Source organism: Methylonatrum kenyense (assembly GCF_023195885.1).
In the GTDB taxonomy this organism is placed as follows: Bacteria; Pseudomonadota; Gammaproteobacteria; order Nitrococcales; family Aquisalimonadaceae; genus Methylonatrum; species Methylonatrum kenyense.
Map to the genome: position 1 here is coordinate 238,216 of NZ_JALPKO010000004.1, position 20,592 is coordinate 258,807.

Annotated in this window: 21 protein-coding genes; 15 read left to right on the forward strand and 6 right to left on the reverse strand. The window is 65.1% G+C overall.

From position 1 onward, the window contains the following. Genes M0534_RS07160 through M0534_RS07170 form a run of 3 tightly spaced genes read right to left on the reverse strand, consistent with a single transcriptional unit; the run spans position 1 to position 2,211 of the window. The gene (locus tag M0534_RS07160; protein ID WP_248567725.1) at positions 1–270 is read right to left on the reverse strand and encodes a hypothetical protein; all 270 of its coding nucleotides are present in this window, start codon (positions 268–270) and stop codon (positions 1–3) included. Next, on the reverse strand, positions 267–710 hold the full coding sequence (locus M0534_RS07165; protein WP_248567726.1) for a DNA polymerase III subunit chi: 444 nt from the start codon (positions 708–710) through the stop codon (positions 267–269). The genes M0534_RS07160 and M0534_RS07165 overlap by 4 nt, the downstream gene beginning before the upstream one ends. 7 nt (positions 711–717) lie before the next feature. Next, positions 718–2,211 carry a leucyl aminopeptidase gene (locus M0534_RS07170; protein WP_248567727.1) on the reverse strand — a complete coding sequence of 498 codons (1,494 nt, stop codon included), beginning with the start codon at positions 2,209–2,211 and terminating at the stop codon, positions 718–720. A 218-nt stretch (positions 2,212–2,429) separates the two neighbouring features. On the opposite strand from M0534_RS07170, the gene lptF reads away from it, so the two are divergent. Beyond that, complete coding sequence (lptF, locus tag M0534_RS07175) at positions 2,430–3,530, forward strand: LPS export ABC transporter permease LptF (protein ID WP_248567728.1); 1,101 nt, start codon at positions 2,430–2,432, stop codon at positions 3,528–3,530. Next, positions 3,527–4,603, forward strand: a complete 1,077-nt coding sequence (gene lptG, locus M0534_RS07180; protein WP_248567729.1) for an LPS export ABC transporter permease LptG — start codon at positions 3,527–3,529, stop codon at positions 4,601–4,603. Before lptF ends, lptG begins: the two co-directional genes overlap by 4 nt. A 17-nt stretch (positions 4,604–4,620) precedes the next feature. Here lptG and M0534_RS07185 read toward each other — a convergent pair whose 3' ends face one another. Beyond that, positions 4,621–5,064 carry an RDD family protein gene (locus M0534_RS07185; protein WP_248567730.1) on the reverse strand — a complete coding sequence of 148 codons (444 nt, stop codon included), beginning with the start codon at positions 5,062–5,064 and terminating at the stop codon, positions 4,621–4,623. A 159-nt stretch (positions 5,065–5,223) separates the two neighbouring features. On the opposite strand from M0534_RS07185, the gene pcnB reads away from it, so the two are divergent. The 6 genes from pcnB (at position 5,224) to panD (ending at position 10,059) form a co-directional block, all read left to right on the forward strand. After that, complete coding sequence (pcnB, locus tag M0534_RS07190) at positions 5,224–6,555, forward strand: polynucleotide adenylyltransferase PcnB (protein WP_248567731.1); 1,332 nt, start codon at positions 5,224–5,226, stop codon at positions 6,553–6,555. Beyond that, positions 6,552–7,061, forward strand: coding sequence for a 2-amino-4-hydroxy-6-hydroxymethyldihydropteridine diphosphokinase (folK, locus tag M0534_RS07195; RefSeq protein ID WP_248567732.1), 510 nt, complete (start codon positions 6,552–6,554; stop codon positions 7,059–7,061). The genes pcnB and folK overlap by 4 nt, the downstream gene beginning before the upstream one ends. A gap of 5 nt (positions 7,062–7,066) precedes the next feature. Next, positions 7,067–7,723, forward strand: a complete 657-nt coding sequence (locus M0534_RS07200) for a deoxynucleoside kinase (RefSeq protein ID WP_248567733.1) — start codon at positions 7,067–7,069, stop codon at positions 7,721–7,723. A 200-nt stretch (positions 7,724–7,923) separates the two neighbouring features. After that, the gene (panB, locus tag M0534_RS07205; RefSeq protein ID WP_248567734.1) at positions 7,924–8,739 is read left to right on the forward strand and encodes a 3-methyl-2-oxobutanoate hydroxymethyltransferase; all 816 of its coding nucleotides are present in this window, start codon (positions 7,924–7,926) and stop codon (positions 8,737–8,739) included. Then, the gene (gene panC, locus M0534_RS07210) at positions 8,690–9,598 is read left to right on the forward strand and encodes a pantoate--beta-alanine ligase (protein ID WP_248567774.1); all 909 of its coding nucleotides are present in this window, start codon (positions 8,690–8,692) and stop codon (positions 9,596–9,598) included. The genes panB and panC overlap by 50 nt, the downstream gene beginning before the upstream one ends. Before the next feature lie 80 nt (positions 9,599–9,678). Further along, positions 9,679–10,059: an aspartate 1-decarboxylase gene (gene panD / locus M0534_RS07215; protein ID WP_248567735.1), complete on the forward strand. Its 381-nt coding sequence runs from the start codon at positions 9,679–9,681 to the stop codon at positions 10,057–10,059. Positions 10,060–10,071: 12 nt separating this feature from the next. Here the strand turns inward: panD and M0534_RS07220 are convergent, their stop codons facing one another. Both M0534_RS07220 and queG read right to left on the reverse strand, forming a co-directional pair. Beyond that, on the reverse strand, positions 10,072–10,923 hold the full coding sequence (locus tag M0534_RS07220) for a uroporphyrinogen-III synthase (protein WP_248567736.1): 852 nt from the start codon (positions 10,921–10,923) through the stop codon (positions 10,072–10,074). Then, the gene (gene queG, locus M0534_RS07225; protein WP_248567737.1) at positions 10,920–12,002 is read right to left on the reverse strand and encodes a tRNA epoxyqueuosine(34) reductase QueG; all 1,083 of its coding nucleotides are present in this window, start codon (positions 12,000–12,002) and stop codon (positions 10,920–10,922) included. Before queG ends, M0534_RS07220 begins: the two co-directional genes overlap by 4 nt. A gap of 61 nt (positions 12,003–12,063) precedes the next feature. Here queG and M0534_RS07230 point away from each other — a divergent pair, with 61 nt between their 5' ends. From M0534_RS07230 to hflX, 7 genes are all read left to right on the forward strand, one after another. Continuing rightward, positions 12,064–13,545, forward strand: coding sequence for an NAD(P)H-hydrate dehydratase (locus M0534_RS07230; protein ID WP_248567738.1), 1,482 nt, complete (start codon positions 12,064–12,066; stop codon positions 13,543–13,545). After that, entirely contained in the window at positions 13,542–14,030 is a 489-nt protein-coding gene (tsaE, locus tag M0534_RS07235) for a tRNA (adenosine(37)-N6)-threonylcarbamoyltransferase complex ATPase subunit type 1 TsaE (protein WP_248567739.1), read from the forward strand. The genes M0534_RS07230 and tsaE overlap by 4 nt, the downstream gene beginning before the upstream one ends. Positions 14,031–14,134: 104 nt before the next feature. Beyond that, positions 14,135–15,448, forward strand: coding sequence for an N-acetylmuramoyl-L-alanine amidase (locus M0534_RS07240; RefSeq protein WP_248567740.1), 1,314 nt, complete (start codon positions 14,135–14,137; stop codon positions 15,446–15,448). A gap of 415 nt (positions 15,449–15,863) precedes the next feature. Continuing rightward, positions 15,864–17,675, forward strand: a complete 1,812-nt coding sequence (gene mutL, locus M0534_RS07245; protein WP_248567741.1) for a DNA mismatch repair endonuclease MutL — start codon at positions 15,864–15,866, stop codon at positions 17,673–17,675. 46 nt (positions 17,676–17,721) lie between these two features. Continuing rightward, positions 17,722–18,630: a tRNA (adenosine(37)-N6)-dimethylallyltransferase MiaA gene (miaA, locus tag M0534_RS07250; RefSeq protein WP_248567775.1), complete on the forward strand. Its 909-nt coding sequence runs from the start codon at positions 17,722–17,724 to the stop codon at positions 18,628–18,630. 161 nt (positions 18,631–18,791) lie between these two features. Further along, complete coding sequence (gene hfq, locus M0534_RS07255; protein WP_248567742.1) at positions 18,792–19,049, forward strand: RNA chaperone Hfq; 258 nt, start codon at positions 18,792–18,794, stop codon at positions 19,047–19,049. Further along, complete coding sequence (gene hflX / locus M0534_RS07260) at positions 19,036–20,370, forward strand: ribosome rescue GTPase HflX (RefSeq protein ID WP_248567743.1); 1,335 nt, start codon at positions 19,036–19,038, stop codon at positions 20,368–20,370. Before hfq ends, hflX begins: the two co-directional genes overlap by 14 nt. The last annotated feature ends 222 nt before the right edge of the window (positions 20,371–20,592 follow it).

Sequence of the window (20,592 nt, forward strand, 5' to 3'; positions counted from 1 at the left end):
TCAGTATCGACGTGGTCGCGGGTTTTTACGGGTTTCGAAAAACGTCTTCAGGGCCTGGTCAATCCGTGCCTGCACCCGATCACGCAGCGCCGCCGAGCGATGGTGCAATTCATACGGCATGGCTCGGGACCAGTCCGGATTCCGTGCCTGCCCGTCAGCGGATTCGCCCGGGGCATCCCGCAGTGGCAACCAGAGCCCGTGGTCACGCAGTTCCTCGCCGGGGCAGGCGATCCGGGTCAGGGTCGGGACATCCGTCTGGCGCCTGCTCATGCCGGCGACTGCACCTTGTGGTTGGCCGGCTCGACGCCCTGGCTACGGTAATGCCGAAACCGATCCCGGGTTCGCGCCAGGCGCTGCGGTTCACGGCTGCTGATCTCGGCGATACGCTTCCAGCTGGCGAGATCCGCGGCTGGTGCATCGTCGAGATTGACCAGCACCTCGAAGCCGGTGGTCACCGTGTCCTCGGCGCCGGCGATCAGGATGGGCGCATCGATGCCGGAGGTGGCCGTGGCATGGGGCAGGAAGCTTTCCTGGCGAAAGGTCCACAGCAGGCGATCGAGACGGGCCTGCTGTGCATCGTCCCGACTGCGTACAAGCACCCGATGGCCGCGCGACCAGGCCTTGTCGATCAGGCTGCAGGCCACCGCCTCGGCGGCCTGCTCCGCCTGGCTGTCGACAATATAGAAGTCGATTCGGCAGTCCGCTGTCATGATCCGTTCAGGCTCCGGCCCGATCTTTCAGGTACTGCACCAGCAGCGGCACCGGGCGACCGGTGGCGCCTTTCTGATCACCGGATTTCCAGGCCGTGCCGGCGATATCCAGATGCGCCCATTTGTACTTGCCGGTGAAACGCGCGAGGAACTGGGCGGCGGTGATGGTGCCCGCCGAGCGGCCGCCGATATTCGCCATGTCGGCAAAGTTGCTCTTCAGCTGCTCGTCGTATTCCTCACCCAGCGGCAGTTGCCAGGCCTCGTCGGCTGCGGCCTTGCCAGCCGCCAGCAGTTTGTTGGCAACAGCCGTGTTGTTGCTCATTAGGCCGTGCTTGTGATGGCCCAGGGCGATGATGCAGGCACCGGTGAGGGTCGCGATATCCACCACACTGACAGGTTTGAAGCGTTCGGCGTAGGTCAGCGCATCACACAGGACCAGGCGGCCCTCGGCGTCGGTGTTCAGCACCTCAATGGTCTGCCCGGACATGCTGGTAATGATGTCGCCGGGTTTGGTGGCGATGCCGTCCGGCATGTTCTCCGCAGACGGTACAATGCCCACCAGGTTGATCGGCAGTTCCAGCTCCGCCACAGCCTGCACGGTGCCGAACACGCTGGCCGCACCGCACATGTCGAATTTCATCTCGTCCATGGCTGCGCCGGGCTTGAGCGAAATCCCGCCGGTGTCGAAGGTGATGCCCTTGCCGACCAGAACATGGGTGTCTGCATTCTTGCCGCCGCCCTTGTACTGCATGACGATCAGTCGGGACTCCTGGCGGCTGCCGTGCCCCACGGAAAGCAGCGAGCCCATGCCGAGCTTTTCCATTGCCTTTTCATCCAGGGCCTCGACACTCAGCGTCTTGAAACGCTTGCCCAGCTTTTTCGCCTGCTCGGCCAGGTAGACCGGGGTGCAGATATTGCCGGGCAGGTCGCCCAGCTCGCGCGCCAGATTCATGCCCCGGCCCGTGGCCAGGCCGAACTTGCAGGCATCGCGTGCCGGCGCAACATCCGCGGTGCCGGGAACCAGGAAGGTGATCTTCTTCGCATTCGGCAGCGAATTGCCTTTCTTGCTCTTGCAGGTGTCAAAGCGGTACAGCAGCGTTTCCACCTGCTGCACGGCGTCGCGGATCGCCCAGTTCCGGTCGCGGCCCTTGGGCGCAGTTTCTCCGAGGGCGCACAGGACATCGCGGGCACCGCTGGCCGACAGTACCCGGAACATGGTCTGCAGGGCCTGGCGGTAGGCGCGCTCGGTGAGTTCCTTCTCCTTGCCGAGCCCCAGCAACAGGACGCGTTCGGCGCTCACGCCCGGGATCCCGTGCAGCAGCAGGCTCTGGCCGGCAGCACCGTCCATGTCACCCTTGCCCAGAATGGCAGTGAGTTGCCCCTGGCTCGCGGCATCGACTTGGCTGGCGGCCTCGCTGAGGCGGCGCTTGTCGAACACACCGAGTACCAGGCAACCGGTGCGCTGGCCTTCCGGCTTGCCACTCTTGACCAGATACTCCATGACAATCTCCTCGTTGCGTGATGCGTACCGCCCGACGTGGCGGCCGACTGGTATGCTGTGGCCGCGCGGTGGATACCCCGAGGTATTCCGCAGCGGCCGGCGCCAGGCCGAAGTGTAAAGTATTCCCGCCGCAAGGGGCGAAACAGGCGCCCCTTGCGCCCCGATACTGCAGTGCAGACAGTATTGACCCAGAGCCGATTCAGTCCGAGGTCCGTGCCTTGCCGGAAAGCCTGAAGCTGTCGATCGTCAGCCGTTACCTGATCCGCGAGATTGGCCTGGCCTGGCTCGCGGTCACCGCGGTGCTGGTGGTCGTGTTGTTCGTCAACCGGCTGGTCCGTTATCTCGGTGAGGCGGCCGCGGGTAACCTGCCTGGCGACATGGTGCTGGTGCTGATGGGCTACAAGGCGCTGAGTTACACGGCGCTGGTGCTACCCGGCAGCTTCTTCCTCGGCGTCATCCTGGCACTAGGTCGCCTCAACCGGGATAGCGAGATGGCTGCATTGGGGGCTTGCGGTATCGGGCCGCGGGAGCTCTACAAGGCGCTGATCCTGTTGCTGATTCCGCTGACCCTGCTGGTGTCCTGGCTGGCCTTCGACGTCCAGCCCTGGGCCGCACGGGAGGGGCGGGTCGCCGAGCAAACGGCCCGTGAAGCGGTGGAGGTGCAGGCGATTCGCCCTGGTCGCTTCCTGCAGTCCTCGCGCGGCGACGGCATGATCTACATCGAGGGATTCAGCAGCGATGGCGAGGAGATGCGTGACGTTTTCCTTTCCATCGACGGCGAACGTGAGCAGACCCTGATTCGATCCGAACGTGGGCGCATCGAGGTGGACGCCGAGAGTGGCGACCAGATCCTGGTGCTGAAGGACGGTTACCGCTACGACGGCATCCCCGGCCAGTCCGACTGGCGACTCACCAGCTTCGGCCGCCATGGCGCGAGAATCAGTGAAGGCGAACCGCCCGACGTCAGTACCCGGCGTGACGGCATGGCCACCCGCGAACTGATCGGTGCCAGTGATCCGCGGGAGCATGCCGAGTTGCACTGGCGGCTGGCGATGCCGGTGATGGCGCTGGTGCTCGGCTTCATCGCCATTCCCCTGAGTCGAGGGTCGCCGCGCGACGGCCGGTATGGCCGCCTGTTGCTGGCTGTGCTGATCTATGCGGTTTATTCCAACGGGCTCACGGTCACGCAGGGCTGGCTCGAGGATGGCGCATTGCCGCGCCAGGCCGGGCTCTGGCCTGCTCATCTGCTTGCGGTCGGTGTTGGTCTGGCGATGCTCTGGCACCAGGCGGGTGGTTTCCGCCGACGGAGGCGATCGTGAGGCTTTGGCCGGGAATCCTTGACCGTTACATCGCCCGGGCGGTGATCGCCGGTTCTCTGGTGGTGCTGGTGATCTTTGTCTCGCTGGAACTGGTTTTCTCCTTTGTCGAGGAAAGCGCTGACATCAGCGACGATTATTCTGCCTTGCAGGCCCTGGTGTATGTGGCCCTGAGTGCGCCGCAGCGGGCTTACGAGGCGTTTCCGGTGGCGACCCTGATCGGCAGCCTGATGACCCTTGGCGGCATGGCGGCACGCAGCGAGCTTGTGGTCATGCGGGCTGCAGGTGTCTCGGTGCTTGGAATCGGGCGCGCAGTTGCCTTGGCCGGTCTGATGCTGGCCCTGCTGGCCGCACTGTTGGGTGAACTGGTGGCGCCGCCGGCGGAACGCATGGCGAGTGATATTCGTGCCCAGGCCCGCGGCGGTGACGTCGCAATGCTCAGTGACGAGGGCTTCTGGGTAAGGGACGGTCGCCGTTTCGTGCAGGTGGGGCGGGCCGGCAGCGCCACCGAATTGCAGGATCTCAGCATCTATGAGTTCGATGGCGAGCACCGCCTGAGCAAGGTGACGTCGGCGGCGCAGGCGCGGCACCTGGAGGCTGGCGACTGGGCGCTGCGTGATGTGCGTATCGAGTCGTTCAGAGAGCGCGGTGTAGAGAGCCAGCGCGAGGATGAGGCAGTCTGGTCCGGCGGATTGACCCCGGACATTCTCGACGTGGTGGTGGTGGACCCGACCACGCTGTCGGTGCGCGATCTACTGACCTACATCGCCTACCTGGATGCCAATGAGCTGGAGAGCGAACAGTATCGGCTGGCGTTCTGGCTCAAGCTGGTGACGCCGATCGCCACGCTGACCATGCTCCTGCTGACAATCCCGCTGGTGTTCGGCTCATTGCGTTCGGTGGGTGCCGGACAGCGGATTTTCGTCGGCATCATGCTGGGCATTGCCTTCTACCTGGCGAATCGCTTGCTGAACCATATCGGGCTGGTCTACGGTCTGCCGCCGTCGCTCAGCGCCCTGCTGCCGACCCTGCTGTTTCTCGTTGTCGCCCTGGTGGCGACGGCACGGGTTCGCTGAGCTGGCAACTGCAGGCCTCAGCGGGCCGGTATCAGGACCACTTCGGTGCTGCTCAGCCGGTCATGCAGGGCCAGCCGGTCGCGGTCGAACAGCAGCCAGAACAGACCGATGCCGCCGAGCAGCACGGCGGGAATTGCAAACAGGAAGCGGCGCAGTGCATCCGTCAGCGTCAGGCCGGTACCATCCGGCCGCTGCACGCGGAGCCGCCAGGCCTTCATCCCCAGGGTCTGACCACCGCGGACCCAGAACAGGGCGAAGAAGCCGAAGCTCAGGCCGGCGAGATACAGCTGAAACAGGGGACGCCAAACACCCTCGATGGCTTCGCCGCCGGTTAACGGTAACAATACCGCCGTCCCGATCATCCAGACCGAGGCCAGCAGCAGCGTGTCGTAGATCAGGGCACCGAGACGGCGCAACAGGCCACCGCGGGGAAAACCGGTTACCGGGGCTGTATCAGGCATGGTATTTCAAGGTTCTGGCAGGAGAGCAGTTTGATTTCACAGGGAAGCGCGCGCCGGTTGTCCGCAAGGGGCCTGAAAAGCCTGACCCACCTGGTCTGCAGGGCCTTCAGGCGAATGGTATTATACGGTCAGTCAAAGACCTCTCAAGCATGGATCCCCGTGACGCAAGAACAGCTTCCAACGCCGCTGCCGAAGGCTCGCGTCATCCCCCGGTCGGATCATCCAGTTTCCCGTGCCAGCATCAGTGACAACGCCCTGAAGGTTCTCTACCGGCTGAAGAACGCGGGCTACCAGGCGTATCTGGTCGGCGGCGGTGTGCGCGACCTCTATCTGGGGCGGGAGCCGAAGGATTTCGATGTTGCCACCGATGCGCACCCGGAGGATGTCCGCGAGTTGTTCCGCAACTGTCGCCTGATCGGCCGTCGCTTTCGCCTGGCGCATGTGCATTTTGGCCGCGAGATTATCGAGGTCGCGACGTTCCGGGCTCTGCACGACGGCAACGGCGACGATGTCGATGGTGACGTCAAGATCGAGGACGGCCGCGTGCTGCGGGACAATGTCTACGGCACCGTCGAAGAAGACGCCATGCGGCGGGATTTCACGATCAATTCGCTCTACTACAACATCGCCGACTTCTCGATTGTGGATTTTGCCGATGGCATGCCGGACCTGGACGCCGGCGTGCTGCGGCTGATCGGCGACCCGGAGGCGCGTTATCGCGAGGACGCGGTGCGCATGCTGCGCGCGGTGCGTTTCGCCGCCAAGCTGGGCTTTCGCCTTGACGAGGCTACCGCCGCGCCGATCCCGGAAATGGCCGGCATGCTCGAACATATTCCGCAGGCGCGCTTGTTCGAGGAGGTGTTGAAGCTGTTGATGGGCGGGCATGGTGTCGCGACCTACCAGTTGCTCCGCCGCTATCAGTTGCTCGGGTACCTGTTCCCCGAGACCGAGGCCGCGTTGACCTCGGAGGCCTCAATGGTTCCCATCTGGGAACGCTTCGTGATGCGTGCAATTGAGAATACCGACCAGCGTATTGCCGAGGACAAGCCGGTGACGCCGGCCTTCCTGTTTGCAGCGCTGTTGTGGCCCGCCATCATGCGGCGGATGGATCGTGGTGACGATGTCACAGAGCCGCTGGCCGCCGACGAGCTGCAGGAGGCCTCCAGCGATGCCCTGGTGCAGCAGTTGCAACGCGTCTCGCTGCCCAAGCGGTTCAGTATCCCGATGCGGGAAATGCTGTTGTTGCAGGCGCGCCTGGAGCGCCCCAGGGGCAAGCGTGCAATGCGGCTGTTGTCGCATCCCCGGTTTCGCGCTGCCTACGACTTCCTGTTGCTGCGTGCCGAGGCCGGCGAGGTCGAGACTGGGCTTGCCCAGATCTGGACGGATCGCCAAACCTCGGCCGGCGGTCCGGTTGCCGAAGGCAAGCTGGAAGAGCCGCCGGTCAGGCGCCGCCGGCGTCGGCGGCGGCCGCGCACCAGGCCCCAGGCATGAGCGATCGGCTGGTGGCCTTTATCGGCCTGGGCAGCAATCTGGATGATCCTCACCGGCAGTTGTCACGCGCCCGTCTGTCGCTGGCCAGCCTGCCGGGCAGCCGCCTGCGTGACAGCTCACCGATTTATCGCAGCGCGCCCATGGGGCCGCGCGACCAGCCCGACTACCTGAACGCCGTTGTTGTCCTGGAGACGGTGCTGGGGCCACATGAGCTGCTGCGTGAATTGCAGTCCATTGAACAGCAGCACGGGCGGGTACGGCGGCGGCACTGGGGTGAGCGCACCCTTGATCTGGATATTCTGTTGTATGGTTCGGAGCAGATCGGCGATCCGGTGCTGACAGTGCCGCACCCCGGGATCGGGCAGCGGGAGTTCGTGCTTTACCCATTGGCGGATCTGGCGCCGGATCTCGACATTCCCGGCCTGGGCGCCGTTCAATCATTGCGGGACCGGGTCGAGGCCCAGGGGCTGCAGCGAACGGACCTGGTTTGGCTGGACGCAGGATGACAGGAATGGAAGACCGCAACCTGGCTGCATCGTACATCGTCGTTGAAGGCCCGATCGGCGTCGGCAAGACCAGCCTCGCGCGCCGCCTGGCCGAGAGCTTCGCCAGCGACCTGCTGCTGGAGGGTGCTGACGAGAATCCGTTTCTCGAACGCTATTACCAGAATCCGCGCGATGCCGCGTTTGCCACCCAGATGTATTTCCTGATGCAGCGTGCCGAGCAACTGGGCCGCTTGCGTCAAAGCGACCTGTTCTCGGCCACGCGCGTCGCGGATTTCCTGTTCGAAAAGGATCGCTTGTTCGCCCAGTTGACGCTGCGGTCGGAGGAATACCACCTGTATCGCAAGGTCCATGACGCCCTGGCCGTGGACCTGGTGACGCCGGACCTGGTGATCTACCTTCAGGCCCCGGTGGAAGTGCTGCTGGAGCGCATCCGGCACCGCGGTATCAGCTATGAGCAACGCATCAGCGTGGACTATCTGTCTCGCCTGTGTGATGCCTACGTTGAATTTTTCTATCATTACGAGCAGGCGCCGCTGCTGATCGTCAACGCCGCCGAGATCGATCTGGTGGGCAATGATGCCGATTACCGGCAGTTGCTGGAGCGGGTGCTGGATCTGCAGCCCGGGCGCCACTTCTTCAATCCGTCACCGATTGCGTTGTGATGAGACGCTGAAATCCGGATCTCCCGACAGGATCTGTAACCGCCCCGAGGAACCGGAAACGCTTTCGGCCTCTGGCACGGCCTTGAGTCGGCGTTTCCCGCGGCACCCGGACATCGCTTGAAAAACCCTATAACCGCATCCACTATGCGCTTCCGCCGGCCGAGCCCCGGCCTGGTCCAGGGTCTGACACGGAGTCCCGCATGACACAGTCGTCGCCCCGTCGCCCACTCACCGTTGCCTCGCTTGCTGCGATGAAGCAGCGAGCGGAACCCATCGTGGCGCTGACCGCCTACGATTTCAGTTTCGCGCGCGCTTTGGATGAGGCAGGCGTGGACCTGGTTCTGGTCGGTGATTCCCTGGGCATGGTGGTGCAAGGGCACGACACGACTCTGCCGGTGACCATGGACGAGATGATCTACCATTCCCGGTGCACCGCGGCGGGACTGGAGCGTGCCGTGTTGATGGTGGACATGCCGTTCATGAGCCATATCAGTCCGGACGAGGCGCTGCGCAATGCCGGCCGGCTGATGAAGGAGGGCGGCGCGCAGATGGTCAAGCTCGAGGGTGGCCAGGAACAGGCGGAGGTCGTGCGTCGGCTTGCGGAGAACGGCATACCCGTGTGCGCCCATCTCGGTCTGCGGCCACAGTCGGTGCACAAGCTTGGCGGCTATCGGGTGCAGGGGCGCGAGGCCGGAACGGCGGAACGCATGTGCCAGGATGCCCTGGCGCTGCAGCAGGCAGGGGCCGACCTGCTGCTGCTCGAATGCGTGCCGGTGGAACTTGCCGGCCGCATTCGCCGCGAAATCCGCTTGCCGGTGATCGGCATTGGCGCCGGTCCGGATATCGATGGCCAGATTCTTGTACTGCACGACATGCTTGGTTTGACACCCGGCCGGGCACCGCGATTCGTGCGTAATTTCATGCTGGATGCCAGTAGTATTCAGGAGGCTCTTGCGCGCTATGCCGATGCCGTTCGCAACGCCGAGTTCCCGGCAGCCGAGCACTGCTTCCAGTAAGCCGCTGGTGCTGCGTGATGCGGACTCGCTGCGCGCGGCATTGCGTCGCCTGCGTCGCGGTGGCGCTCGCCTTGCCCTGGTGCCGACCATGGGCAACCTTCATGCCGGGCACCTGGAGCTGGTCCGGCTGGCCGCACAATGTGCCGACGAAGTCGTGGTCAGCATTTTCGTCAATCCGCTGCAGTTCGGGCCGGGCGAGGATTTCGACCGCTATCCGCGCACGCTGGACGCCGACCTGGAAGCGCTGGCGGGTCTGGGTCGGCCCCTGCAGGTTTTCGCGCCGGGTACCGCCGTGCTGTATCCGGATGGTCCGGAGCTGGCCTCACAGGTCCAGGTCGGCGGGCTGTCGGATATTCTCTGCGGCGCCAGCCGGCCCGGGCATTTCACCGGCGTTGCCACCGTGGTCCTGAAGCTGCTGAATCTGGTGCAGCCCGAGGTGGCCGTGTTCGGGCGCAAGGATTACCAGCAGTTGCAGGTGATCCGGCGCATGGTCCGTGACCTGGATGTGCCGGTCGCGATCGAGGCCGGCGCGACCGTGCGTGAGGCAGACGGATTGGCCTTGAGTTCGCGCAATCGCTACCTGAATCAGGCCGAGCGGCGACAAGCACCCCGCCTTTACCGGGTGCTCGGCGAGCTGGCAGCTGCGATGAAAGCCGGAGAAGGCGATCTGGCGGCGCTGGAACAGCGTGGTCGCGAGACCTTGATTGCTGCCGGAATGCGCCCGGATTACGTCAGCATCCGTTGCCAGCGGGATCTGCGGGTGCCGGGGGCCGAAGACCGGGATCTGGTCGTGCTTGCCGCGGCCCGGCTGGGCGAAACCCGCCTGATCGACAATCTCGAGTTCCAGCGGCCACGCTGAACGAGGGTCCCTGCGCTGTTGCTTCCCAACGACGGCAGGGCATACCATGCCGCACTGCAGAAAAGATCGAGGATAGTCCCATGCAGTTGACCATGCTCAAAGGTAAGCTCCATCAGGCCTGTGTGACCCAGACAGAACTGGATTACGAGGGTTCCTGTGCGATTGATGCCGAGCTGATGGATACCGCCGGACTGCTGGAGTATGAACAGATCCAAGTCTACAATCTGACCAACGGCGAGCGTTTCACGACCTATGCGATCCGTGGCGAAACAGGCTCCCGCATGATCTCGATGAACGGTGCCGCGGCCCATAAGGCCAGTGCCGGCGACCGGGTCATCATTTGCGCCTACGCTCAGGTGGACGAAACCGAACTGGCCGATTTCCGGCCGCGTCTGGTGTATTGCGATGGCGATAACCGGATCACCGGTACCCGTAGCGAGATCCCGCTGCAGGTTGCCTGAAACCCTCCCGCTTCAATCCGATGGTGTTGCCGCCGCTCGGCCGCCGCGCCGGGCGGCAATCAGTTCCCGTACCAGCGGTTTCATGAAATAGCTCTGTTCGGGTTGCAGGTCGGCGCTGATCCCGTGCCGCGCCAGGGCATCGGTGACCACCGGCCCGATCGAGGCCAGCAGCACGCGGGACAATGCCTGGCGCAGTTCCCCGACTCGGCCCGCATGCTCCGCCACCGTGAACAGGCGGCTGACCTGCGATTTGCTGGTGAAGGCGATGCAGTCCACCTCGCCGTCGCGCAGCCGATCCAGCAGGGTCAACACCGCCGGATCGTCCAGATCGTCCGTGTAGATGTAAGGTGACACCGGGTCCGCCTCGGCGCCGGCGTCCAGCAGCGCCTGCATCAGGGCGGGATTCGGCTCCTGACCGTACAATTGCACGGCAACCCGCGCTCCATCGAGTTCCAGTGTCTGCAGAGAGCGAATCACGCCGGCCGTGGTCGGTGATTCAGCCAGCAGATGGGGTTTCAGGTCCAGGGGCCGGAGGGCCCGGCCGGGTTTCGGCCCGCGCGTCAGCGTTGGCGTAGTGGCCAGTGCCTCATGAAAGGCGTCCAGCAAGCCGGCCCGCTCGGCGAAGCCGTTCAACCGTCTGAGCCCCTCGCCGGTGAGCAGAATCAGCCAGTCCGGGCGTTGCTGGATGAAACGCTGCAACCAGGCCTCGACCGCAGCCCTGTCCGGTGTGTCGCGAATCGTCACCAACGGGCACCGCAGTGTCTCTGCGCCCCGGCACCTGAGCATGTCCGCAAACAGGTCCAGCTCACGGCTTTCGGCCAGTGCCACACGGAGGCCGGTCAAGGGTGCATCTGCTTGCGTCATTGCTCGCTTCCCATCTGTTGATCAAGGCCCCAGCGCACATGCTCCCGGACCATTTCCGAGGGGTGGTCCAGCCGCTGGCGCAGCGCCTCGCGAACTGCCTCGCTGGGCGCCGCGTTACCCAGTGCCACTGCCAGGTTGCGCAACCAGCGCACATGTCCAAGCCGGCGAATGGCCGACCCCTCCGTGCGCGCCAGGAAGGTGTCCTCGGTCCAGCCGAACAGGCGCCTCAGGCTCGCCGTATCCAGGCCATGCCGTGGTGCGAAATCCGGCTCAGCGGAGAATTGCGCGTAGCGGTTCCACGGACAGACCATCTGGCAATCATCGCAGCCGAACACCCGGTTGCCCATTGCCGGGCGCAGCTCCGGCGGGATCGCCTCGTGGGATTCGATGGTGAAATAGGCGATGCAGCGTCGGGCATCCAGCACGTATGGCGCGATGATCGCTTGCGTGGGGCAGATCTGCATGCAGGCGCTGCAGCTGCCGCAATGATTGCTGACCGGCGCGTCCACCGGTAGCGGCAGATCGGTCAGCAATTCGCCCAGGAAGAACCAGGATCCGGCATGCCGGTTGAGCAGCAGCGTGTGCTTGCCAATCCAGCCCAGTCCGGCCTTTGCCGCCAGGGGTTTTTCCATGGCCGGCGCGCTGTCGACGATTGCGCGATAGCCGAATGCGCCATGCGTTTCGCGGATTCGGTCTGCCAGCCGTTGCAACCGCTTGCGCATCAGTTTGTGGTAATCCCGGCCCAGCGCGTAACGGGCGATGAAGGCGCGCTCGGGATTCGCCAGGGTCTCGCCGGGGTCGGCCGCCGGCGCCGGCAGGTAGTCCATGCGCACGGAGATGACGCGCCGGGTTCCTGGAACCAGTTCGGTCACCCGGCTGCGTTTGCTGCCGTGATGCCGCATGTAGTCCATGTCGCCGTGGTAACCGGCGTCCAGCCAGTCAGCCAGATGCCGTTCTGCCTCCGGCAGGGCGCCGTCGCTGATGCCGACCTGCTGAAACCCGAGTTCGCGGGCCCAGGTCCGGATCTGCCGGGTCAGATCCCGCATCGCGGCTGGAGATGTGTCGCTGAGATCCGTCATGGACCACAGCTTACGGAAACACGCATTCCTTCACACGCGCCGGTTCGTCATACTGCGGCCCATGACCGCACTGCCAGATGCACTGTTCCGTCCGGATCAGGTCGCCGACATGGATCGCCGGGCGATCCAGGATCACGGCGTGTCCGGCCTCGAGTTGATGCGCAACGCGGGCCGCTGTGCGTACCGCGAATTGCGCCGGCAGTGGCCGGATGCCCGTCGGCTTCGCGTCTATTGCGGCACCGGAAACAACGGCGGGGATGGTTACGTGATTGCCCGTGCCGCGCTGGCTGACGGGCTCGCGGTGACGCTGCACCAGCTCGGCGATCTGTCCCGGCTGCAGGGTGATGCGGCCACGGTTGCCGAGGAATATCTGGCGGCAGGTGGCCAGCGTTCGGAACCAGAACCAAACCCGCCGGCGGACGACGGCGTGATTGTCGATGCACTGTTCGGTACCGGGCTGGATCGCCCGCTGGGCGGTGCATGGCTGCAGGCGGTGGAAGCCATCAATGCCTCCGGGCAGCCTGTCCTGTCCGTGGATATACCCTCGGGCCTGCATGGCGGCAGTGGCCAGGTGCTGGGTGCCGCCGTGCGTGCCGACATGACCGTGACCTTCATTGCACTGAAGGCCGGTCTGTTTACCGGTGATGGCCCGGCCTGTCGCGGCTGGCTGCGGTTTCACGATCTGGCACTGCCGGAATCGCTGCGCACCGCAGACAATCCGGTCGCCCGACGATACCGCCATGGCGATGGCGCACCGACAGTGCCGGAGCGATCGACGGGGGCCCACAAGGGTGACAGCGGCCGCCTGCTGATCATCGGCGGCAATCACGGAATGGGTGGGGCAGCGCTGCTGGCCGGCAAGGGTGCGCTGCGCGCAGGTGCCGGCCTGGTTTCGGTGCTGACACGTGGCGCACATGTGCCGGCGCTGCTCGCCGCCCAGCCGGAATTGATGGCGCATGCGCTGGAAACCGGTGGCGTGCCCGAATCCCTGCTGCAGCGGACCGACGTAGTCCTGGCAGGCCCCGGCCTGGGCCAGGATACGTGGGCCCGGGAATTGCTCGCGTCGCTTGCCGGGCACGATGTTTCGCTGGTGCTGGATGCCGATGCGCTGAACCTGCTGGCGGCGGAGCCGGGGTTGCTGCGACCCACCGTGATGACGCCGCACCCCGGGGAGGCAGCGCGCCTGCTGGGCTGCACGACGGCGGAGATCCAGCGCGACCGGCTGGCGGCTGCGGCGCGTCTGACCGAGCGCTGGCAGTCGGTGGTGGTGCTGAAAGGGGCCGGTACCATAGTGCAAAGCCCCGGTGAGTTGCCCTGCATCTGTGATGGTGGCAGCCCGGCGTTGGCAACGGGAGGCACCGGCGACGTGCTGGGCGGCGTCGTCGGCGCCTTGCTGGCCGCCGGTATGGCGCCCGGGGCGGCGGCCCGGGCGGCAGTGGCAGCGCATGCCGAGGCCGGTGAGCAACTTGCCGCTCGTGACGGAGTGCGCGGGATGGTGGCGTCGGATCTGCCGGCCGCCATCCGGGGCCTGCTTCAGACATGAGTGCCTCGTCGCTGGAACGGCTGCTGCCGGACCCCGCCGCGACCGAGCGCCTCGGTGCGGACCTCGCCAGGGCGTTGGGCCAGCGGCCGATTGTGATCCACCTGCAGGGCGATCTCGGCGCCGGCAAGACCACCCTGGCGCGCGGTCTGTTGCGCGCGTTGGACCATGCCGGACCGGTGCGCAGTCCCACCTACACGCTGATGGAGCCCTACAGCCTGGGCTGCAGGCGGGTGCTGCACCTGGACCTTTACCGGATGGCCGACCCAGAGGAACTGGAGTACCTCGGCCTGCGCGAGGAGGTCGGCAAGGCCAACCTGATCCTGGTGGAGTGGCCCGAGCAGGGCGGTGAGCTGCTGCCGGCTGCGGATCTGCTTGTTGCGCTGCGTGACCAGGATGAAGGCCGCATGGCCTCGGTGCAGGCGCTGACTCGGGAGGGACTGAATCTCCTCGCGCGGCTGGCTGGCACTTCAGCTGACGTTCAGTAAATTCTGGAGTTTTTTTCTATCCTCTTGCCAATCATCGTTTTTCTTGCTTTTTCGGGCTGACGCGGTATACCGTAAGAAGCATCTTGTCCCGAGGAGCGCTCGTCGTGTCCATCCTGGCTCGCAATCTGTTTGTTGTGCTCGGTCTGTGCTGTGGTGTCATCGCCACGGCATCGGCTGCCGTCACGGTCGACAATGTGAGGGTCTGGTCGGAAGACGATCAGACACGGGTTGTGCTCGACCTCTCGGCCGAGGCGGAGCATCGGCTGTTCACCCTGGATGATCCGGATCGCGTCGTCATCGATCTGAGCGACACCCGGCTTGCCGACGGGGTGCGGGCCCCGCAGCGTGGGGTGCTCGGCGGCATGCGCAGTGCCAATCGGGATGGCGGCGAGCTGCGCCTGGTGTTCGACCTGAAGCAAGCCAGCCGCGCCCAGAGTTTCCTGGTCAAGCCGAATGGAGACCAGGGGCACCGCCTGGTTATCGACCTGCGCCATCAGGAAGGCAGGAGCCAGCCGCAGCAGACCGTACGCTCGGCAGCGTCGGCCGAGCGGCGCGAGTTCGTTGTTGCGATCGATCCCGGACATGGCGGCCGCGACCCTGGTGCGATCGGGCCCAGCGGCACCCAGGAAAAGGATGTGGTGCTGGAGGTGGGCAAGAAGCTGGCCTACCTGCTGGAAAAGGAGGAGGGTGTGCGGCCGTTGCTGATCCGGGACAGCGATACCTTCGTGCCGCTTGCCGAACGCCGCGAGCGGGCGCGTTCCAACCAGGCCGATATCTTCATTTCGCTGCATGCCGATGCGGTGGCCAATGGCGGCCCGCGCGGGTCTTCCGTCTACACGCTGTCGCAGTCCGGTGCCAGTTCCCAGGCGGCCCGCCTCGTCGCACAGCGGGAGAACGCCGCAGACCTGATCGGCGGTGTGTCGCTTTCCGACAAGGATGATCTGGTGCGATCCGTGCTGGTGGACCTGTCACGCGCCTCGACCCAGGAATCTAGTATCGAACTGGCGGCCGAGGTGTTGACCGGCCTGGCCGATGTGGGGCCGATTCACAAGCGGGACGTGGAACGGGCCGGTTTCGTGGTCCTGCAGTCGCTGGATATGCCGTCGGTGCTGGTGGAACTGGCCTTCATTTCCAATCCGGTGGAGGAGCGCCAGCTGCGCAGCCCCGATCACCAGTGGAATCTGGCCCGCGCCGTGGCCGACGGCGTGGTTCGCTATCGCGAGCGGCATCAGCCCGCGGTACGGGTGGCATCCAATTCCTCGGCGGACAGCGAGGCGCGTGAACACGTGGTTCGCAGCGGCGAGACGCTGAGCGGCATTGCCCGCCGCCATTCGGTCAGCGTGCAGAAGTTGCGCAGCGCCAACGACCTGAATGGCGACCGCATCATGGTGGGCACCACGCTGCGCATCCCGCAGTAGGGTTCGGTCCCTGGGGAAACACGGATCTATTCTCGCGCCTGCGCCCGAGACCGGTTTTGGTCATCTGGCAAGGCGCGGTGCCGGTTCGGTAGCCAGAGCTACCGGGCCGGTGACGCAACACAGCCAGGGGCCAAAACCGGCCGGGCCCTTCGGGTTGGGCCGCATTTTTCCCGATTGCTGCGTTGCGCTGCTTGACCGCAGAATGACTGCGGCGCTGCGCAGCGCGCCTTGCCTCGGAGAAAATGCGGACTCCAACGCAGGCGTGCGAATAAATCAGTGTTTCCCTGGGGGCATTACACGGATCGACGGCCGGTTTCTGATCGAGCCGCCGTGTGCTGGCCGGCGGCACCCCCGATAACGCATACTCTGCGTCAATCCGATGTTCCTCACGCTCGTTCGCAGCCCTGGCGCGCCGATGTCCCGAATCCGTTTGTTGCCCGATCAACTGGTCAATCAGATCGCCGCCGGCGAGGTCGTCGAGCGGCCCGCGTCGGTGGTCAAGGAACTGGTGGAGAACAGCCTGGATTCCGGTGCGGCACGCATACAGCTGGATCTCGACGCGGGAGGGCGCAACCGGATACAGGTGCGGGACGACGGTGCCGGCATGGGCCGCGACGAACTCGCGCTGGCGCTGCAACGTCACGCCACCAGCAAGATCGCCTCGCTGCATGACCTCGAACGGGTCGCAAGTCTCGGCTTTCGCGGCGAAGCCCTGCCCAGTATCGCCTCGGTATCACGGCTCAGCCTGACCTCGCGCGAGGCTGCAGCGGATGCCGGTTGGTGCTTGCATTGCGACGGCGGCAAGCCGGACGGCGAGGTGGCGCCGGCGGCACATCCGGTGGGTACCACCGTGGAGGTGCGGGATCTGTTCTACAACACGCCGGCACGCCGCCGCTTCCTACGCACCGATCGCACCGAGTTCGGGCATGTGCAGGAGTTGCTGCGGAAACTGGCGATGGCGCGTTTCGATGTGGCGCTGCAGTTCCGGCATAACCAGCGACAGGTGCTGGATCTGCCGGCGGCGCAGGATCAATCGGCACGGGAACAACGACTCGCCCGCCTGCTGGGCAGCAATTTTGTCGAGCAGGCCCTGTATCTGGAGCGTGAAGCGACCGACCTCCGTCTGACCGGCTGGATCGGCCTGCCGACTGCCTCCCGTGGCCAGCCCGATATGCAATACCTGTTCGTCAACGGCCGCGCCGTGCGTGATCGCAGCGCGGCGCATGCGGTGCGCCGGGCCTATCAGGACGTGCTGTTCAAGGAGCGCCACCCGACCTACGTCCTGTACCTGCAGGTCGATCCCGGACAGGTGGATGTCAATGTGCATCCGGCCAAATCCGAGGTCCGGTTCCGGGATGGACGTCTGATCTACGATTTCGTGTTCCGTACCGTGTCCGAGGCGCTGGCCGGCGTGCGCCCGCAGGCCGTGGCCGAGGACAGCCCGGCGGTTCCGTCCGCTGTGGAACACGACTGGCCCCGGCAGGCGCCGGTGCGCGACCCGGCCCCGCTACCAAGGGCCTCTGGGCTGGCCCTTGGCGAGCCCGATGCGCGTTACGCCCCGGCCACGCTGCCGCCCCGCCCGGTATCGGCCGGTCGGCAGCCGGAGAGCAACGGGCACGCAGTGCCCCGGACGGATTCCCCGGTGCCGGCTCTGGGCTATGCCCTGGCCCAGATCCATGGTGTCTATATTCTGGCCGAGAACCCGGCCGGACTGGTGCTGGTGGACATGCATGCCGCCCACGAACGGATTGTCTATGAGCGGATGAAGCAGCAGTACGCGGCCCAGGGCGTGCAGGTGCAGAACCTGCTGACGCCGGTCAGTCTTGCGGTCTCGCAGGCCGAGGCCGATCTGGCCGAAGCGCAATGCGAGAGTTTCGCCGCCGTCGGCCTGGAAGTGGATCGCAGCGGGCCGGAGACCCTGGTGGTGCGGGGACTTCCGGCGCTATTGCGCGGGGCGGATGCGGCCCAGCTTGTGCGTGATGTGCTGGCGGATATCCTGGCCGAAGGCGACTCCCGGCGACTGACCGAGCGATTGAACTACATCCTGGCGACCATGGCCTGTCATGGATCGGTGCGTGCCAATCGGCAGCTGGAACTGGCTGAAATGAATGCCCTGCTACGGGATATGGAAAACACGCCGAATGCGGGCCAGTGCAATCACGGACGGCCGACCTGGACCCAGCTCGACATGCAGGCGCTGGATCGCCTGTTCCTGCGTGGTCAGTAAGGTATAGGCGGTCGTGAGCGAGGCGTGGAAACCGGTTATCTGCCTGATGGGGCCAACCGCCAGTGGCAAGACCGATCTGGCGGTGGCGCTGGCAGCGCTGCGGCCGCTGGATCTGATCAGTGTCGATTCGGCCATGGTGTTCCGTGGCATGGATATCGGAACCGCCAAGCCCGAGGCATCTGTCCTGGCGCGGGCACCGCATCAACTGATCGATATCCGTGATCCGCTGGAATCCTACTCGGCGGCCCGCTTTCGGGAGGACGCCCTGGAGGCCATCCGGCGCAGCCATTCCAGCGACCGTATTCCATTGCTGGTGGGCGGAACGATGTTGTATTTCCGCGCCCTGCGAAGCGGGCTGTCGGATGTGCCCGCCGCCGATCCGGACGTCCGCCGCGCGCTGCTCGAGGAGGCGGCGCGTCGTGGTTGGGAAGACCTGCATCGTGAACTGGCCGGGGTCGATCCCGCGGCGGCGGCACGGATTCACCCGAACGACAGCCAACGTATCCAGCGTGCCCTCGAGGTGTTCCGGATCAGCGGACAGCCGTTGTCGAAATTGCAGACCCGCCGGCAGCCGCCGCGCGGGCTGCGGTTCCTCAACCTGGCGCTGATGCCGCCGGACCGGGACATATTGCACCGGCGTATCGAGCAGCGGTTTCGGGCCATGCTGGCGGCCGGCTTCGTTGACGAAGTACGTGCTCTTCGCAACATTCCGGGGCTTGGACTGGACCATCCCTCGATGCGGGCGGTCGGCTATCGGCAGGTCTGGGATTACCTGGACGGCAAGCAGGATGTGGAGGCGATGACCTGGCGCGGCATTTATGCGAGCCGGCAGTTTGCCAAGCGCCAATTGACCTGGCTTCGAGGTGAACCCGAACTGCGTAGCTTGTCGGCCGATGGCAGTGATTTGACCACGCAGGCGCTATCGCGGATCGATCGGTTTCTCGAGGCGGCTTGAAACCGGCAGCCCCCGCCCGCATGTCCGCTTCACGTCGGTGGCCGAGGCCTATGCTAGACTCATTTTCTCGGTGGCGGATGTTCCGCGGGCAGGTTTTCCCGGTCTGTTTCAGGTCGCCATTGACAACAACAAATGATCGGTATTTCAAGGGGTCACACACAATGTCCAAGGGGCAGTCGCTGCAAGAACCGTTTTTGAATGCCTTGCGCAAGGAGCGTATTCCGGTGGCCATCTACCTGGTCAACGGCATCAAGCTGCAGGGCCAGATCGAATCCTTTGATCAGTTTGTCGTGCTGTTGAAGAACACCGTCAGCCAGATGGTTTACAAGCACGCCATCTCGACCGTCGTCCCGGCGCGCAACGTCAAGCTGGCGCCCGCCGAACCGGAGAAGGCCGGTAACGACCTTGGTAATAGCTGACAAGCGGACATCGGGAGCCTCCGAGCTCCAGTTTTTTGACCGCCCGACGGGCGGAGAGGGCGCCCTGCTGGTCCATCTGGACAACGGTGCGCCGGATGATGATCTGGCACGTCAGGAGATCGTGTCGCTGGCGCAGTCGGCCGGGGCGGAAGTCCTCGAGCTGATCAGCGTGCGACGTCAGCGGCCGGATCCCCGGACCTTCATCGGCCGGGGCAAGGTGGAAGAACTGGCCGCGTTGGTGCAGAGCCACGAGGCCGCCCTGGTCATCGTCAACCAGGCCCTGTCGCCCAGTCAGGAACGAAACCTGGAGCGGGCCTTGGGCTGCCAGGTGCTTGATCGGACTGGCCTCATTCTCGATATCTTCGCGCAGCGCGCACGCACCCACGAAGGCAAATTGCAGGTGGAACTTGCCCAGTTGCGCCATGTGGCGACGCGGCTGGTGCGCGGCTGGACCCACCTGGAGCGTCAGAAGGGCGGTATCGGCATGCGGGGGCCCGGTGAAACCCAGCTGGAGACCGACCGCCGTCTGCTCGGTATCCGTATCAAGCAGTTGGAGCGGCGGCTGGCCAAGGTTCGGCAGCAACGCGCTCAGGGCCGCCAGGCACGGCGGCGCCGTGAACTCCCGACCGTTTCCCTGGTGGGCTACACCAACGCCGGCAAGTCCACGCTGTTCAACCGTTTGACCGAGGCACGCGTCTACGCCGACGATCGCCTGTTCGCGACCCTGGACACGACGCTTCGACGACTCGAGCTGGGTGGCGACGAGGCGGTGATACTTGCCGATACCGTGGGCTTTATCCGGGACCTGCCGCACCAGTTGGTCGCGGCCTTTCGTTCGACCCTGGAAGAAGCCAGCGAGTCGGATCTGCTGTTGCATGTGATTGACGCCGGGGACGAGCAGTGGCAGGAAAGCGTGGCGCAGGTGGAATCCGTGCTTGCCGAGATCGGCGCAGCGGATTTGCCGCGCGTGCTGGTGTTCAACAAGATCGACCAGGTTGGGGCCACCGCCGCACGGCGGCAGGTGGAACCCGGCGCCATCGAAGAGGTCTTTGTCTCTGCAGTGCGTGGCGACGGCATGGATCTATTGCGTGACGTCATCCGGGACAAAGTGGGCGACGACAGGCTCTACGGTGAGCTGGTACTGGGGCCCGAGCAGGGGCGCCTGCGGGCCAGGCTGTATGATCTGGGCGCAGTCCTGGACGAATATTCCAGGGAAGACGGACGGATGGCGCTGAAACTGGCGGTCAAGCGGCGCGACTACCAGCAATTGAGTCGCCAGGAAGGCTTCTCGGCGCAGCTCGATTCGGGATCCCCGGCTTGAACGGGTATCCTGCCTTGTCCTGGTCTCCGCGCACTGGGTAGAATTACTGGAGGGTGAGAGGCCTTGTGCCTCGTTTTCATGCGATCCCGGTCGCAGGAGTCAGCAGGTTGATCCGGTCCCACCAGACGAATGCAGCCCCGGCAGGGGCGTAGCCGCGCGTCGAGGTGCCCACCACATTCAGTTTGCGACAGCCGCCCTCTCGGGTCGCGGCCGCCATGATCG